Annotated in this window: 13 protein-coding genes; 2 read left to right on the top strand and 11 right to left on the bottom strand. The window is 39.1% G+C overall.

Annotated elements, in window-relative coordinates:
• Positions 1-6 precede the first annotated feature (6 nt).
• Both urtB and urtA read right to left on the bottom strand, forming a co-directional pair.
• Positions 7-933 carry an urea ABC transporter permease subunit UrtB gene (urtB, locus tag OLW01_RS13885; RefSeq protein ID WP_268074518.1) on the bottom strand — a complete coding sequence of 309 codons (927 nt, stop codon included), beginning with the start codon at positions 931-933 and terminating at the stop codon, positions 7-9.
• A 79-nt stretch (positions 934-1,012) separates the two neighbouring features.
• A complete protein-coding gene (gene urtA, locus OLW01_RS13890) occupies positions 1,013-2,254 on the bottom strand; it encodes an urea ABC transporter substrate-binding protein (RefSeq protein ID WP_268074519.1) in 1,242 nt (413 codons plus the stop codon).
• Positions 2,255-2,542: 288 nt separating this feature from the next.
• Between urtA and OLW01_RS13895 the strand changes: the two genes are divergently transcribed.
• Together OLW01_RS13895 and OLW01_RS13900 are read left to right on the top strand one after the other, a co-directional pair.
• Positions 2,543-5,920, top strand: coding sequence for a hybrid sensor histidine kinase/response regulator (locus OLW01_RS13895; protein WP_268074520.1), 3,378 nt, complete (start codon positions 2,543-2,545; stop codon positions 5,918-5,920).
• Positions 5,917-6,819 (top strand): DNA-binding response regulator, encoded by a 903-nt coding sequence (locus OLW01_RS13900; RefSeq protein ID WP_268074521.1) that lies wholly within the window; start codon positions 5,917-5,919, stop codon positions 6,817-6,819. Before OLW01_RS13895 ends, OLW01_RS13900 begins: the two co-directional genes overlap by 4 nt.
• A 75-nt stretch (positions 6,820-6,894) precedes the next feature.
• On the opposite strand, the gene OLW01_RS13905 is transcribed toward OLW01_RS13900, so the two are convergent.
• The 9 genes from OLW01_RS13905 to OLW01_RS13945 are packed head-to-tail and all read right to left on the bottom strand — an operon-like array spanning position 6,895 to position 13,749.
• Positions 6,895-7,311, bottom strand: coding sequence for a F0F1 ATP synthase subunit epsilon (locus OLW01_RS13905; protein ID WP_268074522.1), 417 nt, complete (start codon positions 7,309-7,311; stop codon positions 6,895-6,897).
• A gap of 27 nt (positions 7,312-7,338) precedes the next feature.
• Complete coding sequence (atpD, locus tag OLW01_RS13910) at positions 7,339-8,724, bottom strand: F0F1 ATP synthase subunit beta (RefSeq protein WP_268074523.1); 1,386 nt, start codon at positions 8,722-8,724, stop codon at positions 7,339-7,341.
• Between the two features lie 31 nt (positions 8,725-8,755).
• Positions 8,756-9,616 carry a F0F1 ATP synthase subunit gamma gene (gene atpG, locus OLW01_RS13915; RefSeq protein WP_268074524.1) on the bottom strand — a complete coding sequence of 287 codons (861 nt, stop codon included), beginning with the start codon at positions 9,614-9,616 and terminating at the stop codon, positions 8,756-8,758.
• Positions 9,617-9,655: 39 nt separating this feature from the next.
• On the bottom strand, positions 9,656-11,197 hold the full coding sequence (gene atpA / locus OLW01_RS13920) for a F0F1 ATP synthase subunit alpha (RefSeq protein WP_268074525.1): 1,542 nt from the start codon (positions 11,195-11,197) through the stop codon (positions 9,656-9,658).
• Positions 11,198-11,208: 11 nt separating this feature from the next.
• Complete coding sequence (gene atpH, locus OLW01_RS13925) at positions 11,209-11,742, bottom strand: F0F1 ATP synthase subunit delta (protein ID WP_268074526.1); 534 nt, start codon at positions 11,740-11,742, stop codon at positions 11,209-11,211.
• Between the two features lie 12 nt (positions 11,743-11,754).
• Positions 11,755-12,225 (bottom strand): F0F1 ATP synthase subunit B, encoded by a 471-nt coding sequence (gene atpF, locus OLW01_RS13930; RefSeq protein ID WP_268074527.1) that lies wholly within the window; start codon positions 12,223-12,225, stop codon positions 11,755-11,757.
• A gap of 55 nt (positions 12,226-12,280) precedes the next feature.
• Positions 12,281-12,502, bottom strand: coding sequence for a F0F1 ATP synthase subunit C (gene atpE / locus OLW01_RS13935; RefSeq protein WP_016954710.1), 222 nt, complete (start codon positions 12,500-12,502; stop codon positions 12,281-12,283).
• Between the two features lie 44 nt (positions 12,503-12,546).
• Positions 12,547-13,356, bottom strand: coding sequence for a F0F1 ATP synthase subunit A (gene atpB / locus OLW01_RS13940; RefSeq protein ID WP_268074528.1), 810 nt, complete (start codon positions 13,354-13,356; stop codon positions 12,547-12,549).
• Positions 13,357-13,374: 18 nt separating this feature from the next.
• Positions 13,375-13,749, bottom strand: coding sequence for an ATP synthase subunit I (locus OLW01_RS13945; RefSeq protein ID WP_268074529.1), 375 nt, complete (start codon positions 13,747-13,749; stop codon positions 13,375-13,377).
• Positions 13,750-13,761 lie beyond the last annotated feature (12 nt).

The following is a 13,761-nucleotide window of genomic DNA, read 5'->3' on the forward strand; positions in this document are numbered from 1 at the left end:
TTATCCTTAGTGACGGATTTTCATCGCGAATAGGCCTTGTGGTCGAAGCATCAATATGCCGACAACAAACAACAAGGTCAGTACCTTAGCCATAGAACCACTCAAGAAGAACTCCATGGTAGATTGAGCTTGTGAAATTGAAAAAGCTGAAGCTATTGTGCCAAGTAAACTTTGTGCACCACCAAAAACAACAACTAAGAAAGTATCAACAATATAAAGCTGTCCAGAAGTTGGGCCCGTTGAACCAACCATGGTAAATGCACTGCCTGCAATACCAGCAATACCACAACCTAATCCAAAAGTTACACGATCTACTTTTTCGGTATTAATGCCAACTGCGCTTGCCATTGGTCTATTTTGAACAACCGCTCTAACTTGACGTCCCCAACCTGATCGATACATCAACCAATACACGCTTAACGCGATGACTAACGTTAGGATCATCACAAAAATACCGTTAATTGGCACTTCTATAATATCGGTCAGTGCGTAAGAGCCCATCATCCAATCGGGTAAACTCACACCCACTTCTCTTGCGCCAAAAATAGTACGATAAAGCTGCTGTAAAATTAAACTTAATCCCCAAGTTGCTAACAAGGTATCTAAAGGGCGTTTATATAAGAAACGAATTAACCCCCATTCAACAGCCATCCCGAGTAAAAATGTGACCCCAAATGCCAGCACCATGGCAACAAAAAAGTAACCTACAAATAAACTAGGCAGGTATTCAGCAAACACATTGGAAGTCAAATAAGTAATATAAGCCCCCAAAATCATAAACTCACCGTGAGCCATATTTATCACACCCATTTGGCCAAAAATAATTGCCAAACCAAGCGCCATTAAAACAAGCACAGAAAAGAGTATTAAGCCGGCAAAGCCTTGCATTGCAAAAATTGCCGTTAGTTCAGATGCGCTGTATTCAGCAAACATATCCCCATCCTCCGGTCATATTGAAACATCTTGTAATGATGAGATAGCGTGGGCTAAAACTAACCCACGCCAAGAGGTTTTATTGGTAACCTTTAGGGAACGGGTTAGGTTCCATCAACTCGTCAGTTTCATAAACAATATCGTATTGACCGTCTGCTTGAGCATGACCGATACGCGTTTTAGACCAAAGGTGATGATTTTCATGGATACGAACATAGCCTTCAGGTGCAGTGGTTAATTCAATTCCTGGTGAAGCCGCTCTAACTTTATCGATATCGAAAGATCCTGCTTTTTCGACCGCCGCTTTCCATAACCAAGGACCTAAATATGCAGCTTGCGTTACGTCGCCAATAACAATGTCGTCTCCCCAGCGCTTTTTAAATGCCGATACGAAAGATTCATTATTTTTATTTTCAATGCTTTGAAAATATTTCATCGCAGCATAAGCACCTTCAATATTTTCGCCGCCAATACCTAAAATTTCATCTTCAGTTACTGAGATAGTCAGTACCAATGGCTTTTCTTTAGTCATATCAATGCCAGCGGCTTTTAATTGCTTGTAAAAGGCAACGTTAGAACCACCTACCACAATCGCATAAATAACATCTGGTTTCTTAAGCTTTATTTTGTTGATAACAGAGTTAAATTGGGTGTGGCCAAGTGGGTAGTATTCTTCGCCAACCACTTTAAGACCTAACTTTTGGATGTGTTTACGCGCTATTTTGTTAGAGGTTCTGGGCCAAATATAATCAGAACCCAACAAGAAGAATTTTTCTGCCCCTTTATTTTTAACCAGCCAGTCAATCCCTGCAAGAATCTGTTGAGTCGCTTCTTGCCCTGTATAAATAACGTTTGGTGACTGCTCTAAGCCTTCATAAAACGTCGGGTAATATAACATCCCGTTATATTGCTCAAACACAGGTAAAACGGCTTTACGAGACGCTGAAGTCCAACATCCAAAAACGGCCGCAACTTTGTCGTTAACTAATAACTTTTTCGACTTTTCAGCAAACGTCGGCCAATCACTTGCGCCATCTTCCTGCACATATTCAATTTTACGACCCAATACACCACCCATGGCATTTATTTGTTCAATCGCAAGCTTTTCAGCCTGGACAGAACCTGTTTCACTAATCGCCATGGTGCCGGTTACTGAATGTAAAATACCAACCTTAACTGTATCTTCTGTTACAGCTAAGCCTGTGGTATTCACGTCGGCTGCATGTGCCTGAGAATAAGTGGCTAAAGAGATAGCCAGTGGAAGCGCTAACTTTTTAAGTAAGCCACTTACTTTTGTTTTTATTCCTGATTGTGTTTTCATATCGCCACCTTGTTTAATTATCCGAAAGTTTAGTTATCCGAAAGCTTTAAAAGTTGAGCTCTTAAGCTAGTTAATCAGTCTACGCATTTCGAAAAATCAAACTATTAGCGCAATGCACTAGCCAACTGCGTTATTTAGCCCTGGTACATTTCACTTAAACGGATACGTTAATTGACGTATATAAATAGGATTTAAATCTCATCAAAATTTAATTTGCCAATATGGCTTATTCATTGCTACAGCTTCATTCTTTATTGAATCTCTAAGATCAAGTCATCAGGTAATAAAATGTCTGCAGAACAAGATATATTTCGAGTTAGACGAAACTACAATAAATGGGTTGCTGACCACACATTAGAAGATTATTCATTACGCTTTACAGCCAAATCGGCTAGACAATGGTCTTGTTCACAAATCGCTATTACAGCTATCGGTGCGATTTCTTTTTTGGCTTTGGAAGCAATTGGTGGCGTTATGACCTTGTCTTATGGGTTCACTAATTCTGTTCTTGCCATTTTACTTGTCTCTTTAATTATTTTTTTAACCGCTTTACCAATTTGCTATCACGCAGCTAAAAATGGAATAGATATAGATTTACTAACGCGGGGCGCAGGGTTTGGCTATATAGGCTCAACGATTACATCGCTTATTTATGCCAGTTTCACTTTTATTTTTTTCGCTATTGAAGCGGCTATTATGGCGATGGCTTTGCAATTGACTTTAAACATACCGCTATACATAGGCTATTTTTTATCTGCTGTGATGGTTATTCCTTTAGTCACTCATGGCATCACCCAAATAAGTAAATTTCAACGTTGGACTCAGCCCATTTGGATGTTTTTACAAATTATCCCTTTAATTTTTATTGCTATTTACGAGTGGCAAGCTTTTGAAGGTTGGACAAATTACGAGCTAAACTCACTGGATAATCAAAATTCTAATCATTTTCAGTTGCTACTTTTTGGTGCAGCCGCTTCTATCATGTTTTCTTTAATAGCCCAAGTTGGTGAGCAAGTTGATTTTTTACGGTTTTTACCTCAGAAAAAAAACAATCCAAAACAATGGCTAAGTGCATTAATTTTGGCCGGCCCAGGTTGGATTATTGTTGGCGCTACTAAAATTTTAATTGGTTCTTTTTTAGTTTATTTGGCTATTAGCCATGGCGTTGCACCTCAGTTAGCCATTGATCCTAATCATATGTATTTAGTTGCTTTTAGCTATTTAAGTAATAATCCAAATATTGTTTTAATATTAGTGGGTTGTTTTGTTGTTATTTCACAACTAAAAATTAATGTCACTAATGCCTATGCTGGCTCTATTGCTTGGTCAAATTTCTTTTCACGTATCACCCAAAATCATCCAGGTCGTGTTGTTTGGCTGATATTTAATGTTGCGATTGCCATTTTATTAATGGAATTAGAAATTTTCACTATGATGGAAAAAACCCTCTCAATATACGGTTTAATAGCCGTTGCTTGGGTTGGTTCGCTTGTTGCTGATCTAACAATAAATATGTTTCTTGGGTTAAGACCAAAAGAAATAGAATTTAAGCGTGCCTATTTATATGATATTAATCCGGTTGGATTTGGCTCTATGCTGATCGCGTCTATGTTAGGTATTTTCTTACATTTAGGATTTTTTGGACCTGTAGGCGCTGCATTAGCATCATTTATAACGCTGGGTTCCACTTTTATATTAGCGCCCTTTATTGCATTTATAACTCAAGGCAAGTTTTATATTGCACGTAAAAATTTAATTTCTGAGTCTTACCCAAGCGTAAGCGTAATAAAGTGCTGTATTTGCGAGCATCAATTTGAGCAAGAAGATATGTCTCTTTGTCCAGCTTACACGGGCGCTATATGTTCTTTATGCTGTTCGCTGGATACTCGTTGCCGCGATCAATGCAAATCAAATGCGCGTTTTTATGATCAGTTTTTTAGTTTATTAAAACTCATATTACCGCGACATTGGGCCAACAGAATAAACACTAAAATTTTTAGCTTCTTAGGTTTAATCGCTTTAGCTATATTATTAATATTTGGCTTACTCACTTTTATCTATGCCCAAATCGTATTAGAGACTCAAATAAATACCGATCTGCTGCAAAGTGCACTTATAAAATCCTCCTTTATTTTAATTATCATTAGCGCGGTTATTTGCTGGGTGTTTATTTTGATGAGCGAAAGTAGAAGAGTATCAATTAACGAAACACGCCAACAAACCCGATTATTAAAACAAGAAATTTCAGCCCATAAAAAAACCGATCAAGAGTTACAAGACGCCAAAGAAATAGCTGAAGCTGCAAATCAAGCCAAGAGTCGATATTTAGCTGGAATCAGCCACGAATTAAGATCGCCCCTCAATGCTATTTCGGGATATGCACAGCTATTGGGGAAAAATAAAATAGCCGCCGATAGAACAGAGCAAGCAGTTGAAGTTATTCGCCGAAGCAGTGAATATTTAGCAGATTTGATCGAAGGTTTATTAGATATATCCAAAATTGAAGCCGGTAAATTAGATTTAATAAAAACGGAAGTCCATTTACCTTCTTTAATCAATCAAATCGTGAGTATGTTTAAACTGCAAGCAGAAAATAAATCTATCGACTTTATACACGACATTCAGGGCCGCTTACCAGAATGGGTTCGTACCGATGAAAAACGTTTACGACAGATACTGATAAATTTACTCTCAAATGCCATTAAATTTACACATCAAGGACAAGTGAAATTTGATATAACTTATAAAAATGAAGTCGCCAATTTTATTATTACAGATACTGGTGTAGGCATAGATAAAAGTGAGTACCAAAACATTTTCAAACCTTTTGAGCGGATCAGAAAACCCGGTGAGCCTTATGTTTCAGGCACTGGGTTAGGCTTAACGATAACACGGTTATTAACCGAAATAATGGGCGGTAATATTTCACTAACCAGTCAAAAAGGACAAGGTAGCCAATTTGTTGTTAGCATAATGCTTAGCGGTTTAAGCAAAAAAACGACGTTATCAACACATAAAAGCCTTTCTATTAAAGGCATAAAAGAAGGCCACAAGCTACTCATGTTGGTTGATGACGATCCAACTCACCGAAGGTTAATAAAAGACTCGCTCAGTATTATTGGTTTTTCTATTATAGAAGCTGCAGATGGATTTGAATGTTTAAGTTTACTTGAAGGCTGCCGACCAGACCTATTTTTATTAGATGTTTCTATGCCTGGTATGACAGGGTTTGAGTTATCTAAAGTATTACGTGAAAAAAATATAAATGCGCCAATCATCATGGTGTCAGCAGACGCGAGAGAAAATCAGTTACAAGATACTGAACAACATGCGCACAACGATTATGTAGTCAAACCAGTACAATTAGATACCTTAACAGAAAAAATTGGCCAGCACTTAAATATAAAATGGTGCTACGACGACAAAATATCCCAGCCTGAGATAAAGAAAAATGGCGCTAATTTTAACCCAGACAAAATTCCAGAAAATATTATTAGTGAATTAATTGCATTAACTGAAATGGGTTACCACAAAGCGCTATTAAATAAATTACAAAAACTCCAAAGTGACAAATTAGTTAGCCCTGATTTTGTCGCCCAATTAATCACTTTATGCAATAAATTTCAATTTAAACAGATAAGTCAAATATTGCGAGATGCCTTATGACAACGCACAAAAAACAGAAAAATGTTGTGCTAATAGTTGATGATTCACCGGAAACATTAAGTATGTTAAATGACGCTTTAGACGGTCAAAATTTAACTTTATTAATCGCTATGGAAGGCCAACAAGCAGTCACTATAGCCGAGAATATAAACCCAGATATCATTTTGATGGATGCTATGATGCCTAATATGGATGGCTTTGAGGCATGTAAAACTATAAAACAGATACCTCAACTCAAACACACTCCTGTTATTTTTATGACTGGAATGAGCGATACGCAAAGTATCAAAAAAGGGTTTGCTGCAGGAGGAACAGATTATATAACTAAACCAATTAACCCTGACGAGCTCATCGTTAGAATGCAATCACACTTATCTAATGCAAAAGCCACCATACACGCTCAGCAAGCACTCGACAACTCAGGACAGTTTTTGCTGGCTATCAATCATCAAGGCCAAATAAAATGGGCTACGCCCCAAACTTATCAGCTCTTTGAATTAGCTGGCGCAGACGAAACTTGGATAACTAGTGTGCTTGCAAAAAAATTATCTAATTTTATCAATGATGCAGACAAAAGACAGTTTCCTATCAAAGTGCAAGCAAAGTTAAAGCAGCTTGAATTAAAGTACATTTCTGAAACCGATGAAAATGAATATTTATTGAGGCTGTCTAATTTAGAGCAGCCTAACGAAACAGCAATGCTACGCGAGCGCTACCCGCTCACAGAGCGTGAATCAGAAGTTTTGCTATGGATAAGTAAGGGAAAAACAAACAGAGAAATAGCAATAGTGCTTAGTATGAGCCCAAGAACGGTTAATAAACATCTTGAACAAATTTTCAAAAAATTAAGTGTCGAGAATAGGACGTCTGCCGCCGCCATGGCGCTAAGGTGTTTATAATAAGTTTTAGAAAGCAAAAAGGACAGCAAAGCTGTCCTTTTTAGTATTTAACTAGGTTTGCCTAACGCAAAACAGTTATTTTGTACGTCGACGCATCTCTTCGATCACTCTGATTTGTGCAACTGCTTTAGCTAGCTCCATGGCTGCTTCAGCGTAATTCAAATCAGACGATGAATTATGGATGTGTTCTTCAGCACGGCGTTTGGCATCAACAGCTGCTTGTTCATCAAGGTCTTCACCGCGTACTGCAACATCAGCCAAAACGACGATGCCGTTTGGTTGAACTTCTAGTACGCCGCCTGATAAATAAATCAGCTCTTCTTTACCAAACTGCTTAATTAGTTTAACCATACCAGGCTTAATGGGTGTAATTAAAGGAGCATGGCCGTATTGTACGCCAAGCTCACCTTCAATACCCGATACCCTGATAGACTCAACTAAACCGGAGAAGATTTTCTCTTCGGCGCTGACCACATCTAAATGAGTTGTCATAGCTGCCACCTTTCACCTCCGGTTGAATTATAAGCTCTTAGCTTTTTCAACAGCTTCTTCAATGGCGCCAACCATATAGAAAGCTTGTTCTGGTAGGTGATCGTACTCACCCGCTAAAATGCCTTTAAAGCCTGCGATAGTATCTTTTAAAGATACATAACGACCAGGAACACTGTTAAATACTTCAGCTACGAAGAACGGCTGAGATAAGAAACGTTGGATCTTACGAGCACGAGCAACGATTTGCTTATCTTCTTCAGATAACTCATCCATACCTAAGATGGCGATGATATCTTTAAGTTCTTTGTAACGTTGTAAAACAATTTGCACACCACGAGCGCATTCATAATGCTCTTGACCTACTACTAATGGGTCTAATTGACGCGAAGTAGAATCTAGTGGGTCAATCGCAGGGTAAATACCCAATGAAGCGATGTTACGTGACAATACAACTGTTGCATCTAAATGCGAGAAAGTCGTTGCTGGAGATGGATCCGTCAAATCATCCGCAGGTACGTATACCGCTTGGATTGAAGTGATTGAACCTGTTTTAGTTGAGGTAATACGCTCTTGTAAAACACCCATTTCTTCAGCAAGTGTAGGCTGGTAACCTACCGCAGATGGCATACGACCTAACAATGCAGATACTTCAGTACCAGCAAGTGTATAACGGTAGATGTTGTCTACGAAAAATAATACGTCACGACCTTCGTCACGGAATTTTTCAGCCATAGTCAAACCAGTTAACGCTACGCGTAAACGGTTGCCCGGTGGCTCATTCATTTGACCGTAAACCAACGCTACTTTATCAAGTACGTTAGAATCGTTCATTTCATGGTAGAAATCGTTACCCTCACGAGTACGCTCACCAACACCAGCGAATACTGAATAACCACTGTGCTCGATTGCGATGTTACGGATAAGTTCCATCATGTTTACGGTTTTACCAACACCAGCACCACCGAATAAACCAACTTTACCACCCTTAGCGAATGGACAAACTAGGTCGATTACTTTAACACCAGTTTCTAATAAATCGTTTGCGCTTGCTTGCTCTTCATAGCTTGGTGCTTCACGGTGGATTGACCAACGCTCTTCTTCACCAATAGGACCCGCTTCATCAATTGGGTTACCTAATACGTCCATGATACGACCTAAAGTTTTAATACCAACAGGTACTGATACTGGCTCACCAGTATTTACAACTTTAAGACCACGACGTAAACCGTCTGAAGAACCCATAGCGATGCCACGAACAACACCGCCACCTAATTGCTGCTGTACTTCTACAGTTAGACCAGCAATATCGCCTTCTTCAACTTTCAACGCATCGTATACTTGCGGTACAGAATCTTGTGGAAACTCAATGTCCACAACCGCGCCGATGACTTGAACGACTAGACCTGAACTCATTATCTTTCCTCTAAATCGTTGCTGCCTTTGCCTAAACTGCTGCTGCACCAGCACAGATTTCACTCAATTCTTGAGTAATCGCTGCCTGACGAGCTTTGTTGTAGACTAATTGCAATTCTTTAATCAGGTTACCTGCGTTATCAGTTGCGGCTTTCATCGCAACCATACGTGCTGCCATTTCTGACGCTACGTTTTCAACAACAGCCTGATATACCTGAGATTCAATATAACGAGTTAATAACTGATCCAGAATCGCTTCTGCACTCGGCTCGTATATATAATCCCAATTATGTTTTTGTTCGCTAACCTCACCCTTAGGTAAAGGTAAAAGCTGATCGATCGTAGGTGTTTGTGACATGGTGTTTACAAAGTTATTGTAAACCACATATAAGCGGTCAATTTCGCCGTCTTCATATGCTTTTAACATGACCTGCACAGAACCTACTAAGTCGGTTACTGATGGTTTATCACCTAAGCCAGAAGCTTGAGCAACAATATGACCACCAAAGCTGTCGAAAAATGCGGTTGCTTTAGCGCCAATTACGCCAAAGTCTACTTCGACATCTTTTTTGCGCCAACCTGCATAATCTTTAATCACTTGCTTAAACAAATTTGAGTTTAAGCCGCCACAAAGACCACGGTCTGTTGACACAACAATGTAACCTACGCGCTTGATTTCACGTTCTTCCATATAAGGATGCTTATAGTCAGAACTAGCAAGCGCGATATGACCGATCACCTTACGCATATTTTCTGCGTATGGACGAGAAGCTGACATGCGTTCTTGCGCTTTGCGCATTTTACTCGCAGCAACCATCTCCATTGCGCTGGTAATTTTTTGAGTGTTTTGAACACTACCAATTTTACCTTTTATCTCTTTAGCGCCGGCCATTTCTCTTCACTCCGATTAAATTAATCGTAGACTCAGACTTTACCAAGTTTGAGTCGATTTGAATGCTTCTAAAGCAGCTTTTAATGCAGCTTCGACGTCGGCGTTATAATCGCCTTTCTCGTCGATTTTGTTCATTAATTCTGCATGCTCAGACTTCATATACGAGTGAAGTGCTGCTTCGAAATCAAGAATTTTGTCTAATTCGACATCGTTCAAGAAGCCTTTATCTGCAGCAAACAATGAAACAGCCATTAAACTAACACTCAATGGAGTGTATTGCTTTTGCTTCATTAATTCAGTTACGCGTTGACCATGCTCTAGTTGAGCACGTGTAGCGTCATCTAAATCAGAAGCGAACTGAGCAAAGGCTGCTAATTCACGATACTGAGCAAGTGCTAGACGGATACCACCGCCTAACTTTTTGATAATCTTAGTTTGCGCTGAACCACCAACACGAGATACCGAGATACCAGCATTAATTGCCGGACGGATACCTGAGTTAAACATACCAGTTTCTAAGAAGATCTGACCATCCGTAATTGAAATTACGTTGGTTGGTACGAATGCAGAAACGTCACCTGCTTGTGTTTCAATAATAGGTAATGCAGTCAATGAACCTGTTTTACCTTTTACTTCACCGTTAGTGAACTTTTCAACATACTCTGCATTTACGCGAGATGCACGTTCAAGTAAACGTGAATGAAGATAGAAAACATCACCCGGGTATGCTTCACGACCTGGTGGACGACGTAATAATAATGAAACTTGACGATAGGCAACAGCTTGCTTAGACAAGTCATCATATACGATTAACGCATCTTGACCACGGTCACGGAAGTATTCACCCATTGTACAACCTGAATATGGCGCTAAATACTGAAGTGCGGCTGATTCAGATGCATTGGCTGCAACAATAATTGTATGCTCTAGTGCACCATGTTCTTCTAATTTACGAACAACGTTTGCTAGAGTTGATGCTTTTTGACCAATTGCAACGTAGATACATTTAACGCCTGTACCTTTTTGGTTGATGATCGCATCAATCGCGACTGCTGATTTACCAATCTGACGGTCACCAATGATAAGCTCACGCTGACCACGACCGATTGGAACCATTGCATCAATCGCTTTATAACCAGTTTGTAAAGGTTCATCAACTGATTGACGTTCGATTACACCTGGTGCAATTTTTTCTACTGGTTCAAAACCATCATTCTCAACAGGGCCTTTACCATCGATTGCTTGACCTAATGTGTTAACCACACGGCCTAACAAACCTGGACCTACTGGAACTTCTAAGATACGACCAGTACCTTTTACTTTCATGCCTTCTTGTAAGTTAGCATATGGGCCCATTACAACCGCACCAACAGAATCTCTTTCTAAGTTTAGTGCGATAGCGAAACGGCTACCCGGAAGCTCAATCATCTCACCTTGCATAACATCGGCTAAGCCATGTATGCGGATGATACCGTCAGTAACAGATACAATAGTACCTTCGTTACGAGCTTCACTGACGATTTCGAACTTCTCAATACGTTTCTTGATTAGTTCGGCTATTTCAGTGGAATTCAGTTGCATGCTCTAATCCCCTACGACTGTAACGCTGTGTTCAGTCGATCCAATTTTCCGCGAATCGTGCTATCAATAACCATATCACCGGCTTTAATTAATAAGCCACCAACTATAGTTTCATCAACACGACAATTAAGCTTAACTTTTCTGGCTAAACGTTTCTCTAACGACTGAACTAAACTATCTAATTGTGTAGATGATAGTTCTACAGCAGAGGTAACAGATACTTCGATTGTTTTCTCATGCTCGTATTTTAGTTCAGAAAATAAATCAACCACTTTTGGTAAAGCGTCTAAACGTTTATTTTCAGCCATTAGTTTGATTAGGTTTTGACCACTTGGGTCAAGCTGATCTTCGCAAACCGAGATAAATGTCTTTGCAATTTCGTCAGTGTTAGCTGAGCTTGTTAAATAATGCTGCATCGTTTCATTTTTAGAAACTTCAGCAGCAAAAGTTAACATTGCAAGCCAGTTATCTATCGCATTTTGCTCAACAGCATAATCAAACGCTGCTTTAGCGTATGGTCGGGCAATGGTTGTCAATTCAGACATAATAATTACCCCTTATAATTCCTCAACCAACTGGTCAAGAATATCCGCTTGAGCTTTAGCATCGATAGAACGAGCCAGAATTTTTTCTGCACCAGCAATTGCTAACGCAGCAACCTGTTGACGTAACTCAGCTTGAGTACGGTTACGCTCTGCATCTAGTTCAGCTTGACCTTGAGCTAGAATTTTATCATTTTCAGCACGTGCTTTATCAGCCGCTTCATCAATGATTTGAGCTTCGCGTTTTTTAGCTTGTTCGATAATAGCTGCAGCTTGTTCTTTAGCTTCTTTTAACTTCTTCGTAGCTTCTTTTTTAGCTAGTTGTAAGTCTTTTTCAGCTTGTTCTGAAGCAGCTAAGCCTTCTGATATTTGTTTTTGACGAGCTTCGATAGCACCGTTTAGCTGTGGCCAAACGTATTTCATTGTAAAAAATACAAATACAAAAAATGCTATTGATTCGCCAATTAGAGTTGCGTTGATATTCACAACGACCCCCTTAATAAGTTATCAATGTTTAACAAAAGTAAATTCTTAATAAGTCTTAAACACCAATAACAAATAGCATGTATAGCGCGATACCAACACCGATCATTGCAATCGCATCGATAAGACCAGCAACGATGAACATTTTTACTTGTAATTGTGGCGCTAATTCAGGTTGACGAGCAGAAGCTTCTAAGAACTTACCACCTAATAAACCGAAACCAAGCGCAGTACCTAATGCACCTAGACCAATCAAAATAGCAACAGCGATTAATGTCATTTTATTTCTCCAAAGTTTTGAAAGTTAAAGTTAAAGTTAAAAAATTAGTGTTTTTCACTCATCATGCTTAAATATACAATTGTTAGCATCATGAATATGAAGGCTTGTAATGGTATAACTAATAAGTGGAAAGCCGCCCATAAAAAGTGCACTGGCAATTGGAATACACCAATTGTGGCAATTAGAATGAAAATAAGCTCAGCCGCATATAAGTTACCAAATAAACGTAGTGCTAATGAAACAGGTTTAGCAATTAATGCAATTGTTTCAAGAATAAAATTAAACCAATATAACCAAGGTGTATTGAAAGGGTGAGCATAAAGCTCTTTTAAGAAACCGCCAACACCTTTTATTCGAATTGAATAAAAAATCATTAGAGCAAATACACCGAGCGACAAACCAAATGTCATATTAAGGTCGGTGGTAGGCACTATTTTGTGGTATACGTGCGATTGACCTTTCTCGATAGTTTCCCAAGAGTCGCCCGCAGCTAGAGAGGTTAAAGTACTAATCCAATCAACAGGAATCCAATCCATGCAGTTCATTAGTAAAATCCACATGAAAATAGTTAATGAAAGAGGTGCAATTAATTTGCTTTCACCGTGGTAAGTTTCTTTAACACTTTTCCCAACAAATTCAACTATCATCTCTACTGCACATTGAAATTTGCCGGGTACACCGGTTGTTGCCTTTTTCGCTACACTACGAAAACTTAAAATGAATACTAGGCCTAGTAAAATAGACCAAGCTAAAGTGTCTATATGCCAAGTCCAAAAACCTTCGCCAATTGTGGCGTTAGTTAAATGGTGTTGGATATAGCTCTGAGAAGTCAGAGTATCACCAGTTGCTGCCATTGTTGTTTCCCAATAAAGTTAATGAAAAGAATTCGGTGCTAATACATGCGCAACAAGCGCTATTGCAAAACCTACAAAAACAAAGCCCACTAAAAATAGCTGCGATTTTAATATAATAGCAAGTACAATGCTTGTCATAATCAATTTTATACTGGTTCCTCGATAAAACCGACTCATGATGGTTTTTAGTTGCGTTGCCCCAGCAGCGGAAAAAAGAAAACACGCTAGAATAAAATTAGGCAAAATGGCACAAAAACCACCAAGCAGCAAAGACACAGCTGCAACTCTGTTTTGTAATAATAAAACGGCCAAGCCCACTAAAGACGTTACTAATAACTGAAAACCTATTATTTTACAGGCGGTTGTAAATCCCGCTAAGGCCAGTTTATTCAAAATACATAACTC

It is taken from the genome of Catenovulum adriaticum (assembly GCF_026725475.1).
GTDB lineage: Bacteria > Pseudomonadota > Gammaproteobacteria > Enterobacterales > Alteromonadaceae > Catenovulum > Catenovulum adriaticum.